This window comes from Halorubrum sp. Atlit-28R (assembly GCF_003665955.1).
Taxonomy (GTDB): Archaea; Halobacteriota; Halobacteria; order Halobacteriales; family Haloferacaceae; genus Halorubrum; species Halorubrum tropicale.
On the sequence record NZ_QPLS01000119.1, the window covers coordinates 1 to 546 of the forward strand.

Annotated in this window: 1 protein-coding gene; it reads left to right on the top strand. The window is 54.2% G+C overall.

Annotation, left to right across the window (positions count from 1 at the left end):
* Window positions 1-112: 112 nt before the first annotated feature.
* Window positions 113-546: IS6 family transposase (locus DVK06_RS17100; protein WP_121601136.1), on the top strand; the 434-nt coding region annotated here is incomplete at its 3' end.

Below are 546 nucleotides of genomic sequence, written 5' to 3' on the forward strand. Positions count from 1 at the left end.
CGTGCCCTTTACTATGTGATCCTCTTTACTGGGGCATTGCTACTGGTGCTGGCGGCACTGTCTAGTTAAGCCAGTTTGAGGAACGAGCAGGTCGTTGAGTTAGTTGGTCAAGATGCTCGCAGACCTGCTCAGCGAGTGCTTTGAGACGGATTTAGAAGAAACTTGGGAGCGTGAGCGGACGGCGACACCCGTCAGGGTGTTCGCCGTCCAGCTCCACGCGACCGGTTGTTCACTTAGAGAGACAAAAGAAATTCTTCGATACCTCGGCGTTGAACGCTCTCATCAAGCTGTTTGGCAGTGGGTACATCGACTGGCTGACAGCGGTCACACCCCGCCTGAGGCGAAGCCGAAGCGGGTTGCGGTCGACGAGACCGCTGTCAAAATCAATGGCGAATGGTCTTGGTTATACGCCGCAATAGACACCGAGACAAAGTTGCTTCTTGACGTCGAATTGTTTGGACGGCATGGTACCGATCCGGCTGCTGCGTTTCTCTATCGACTCTCGGAGAAACACGACCACTCAGACGCTGTGTTTCTCGTTGATGG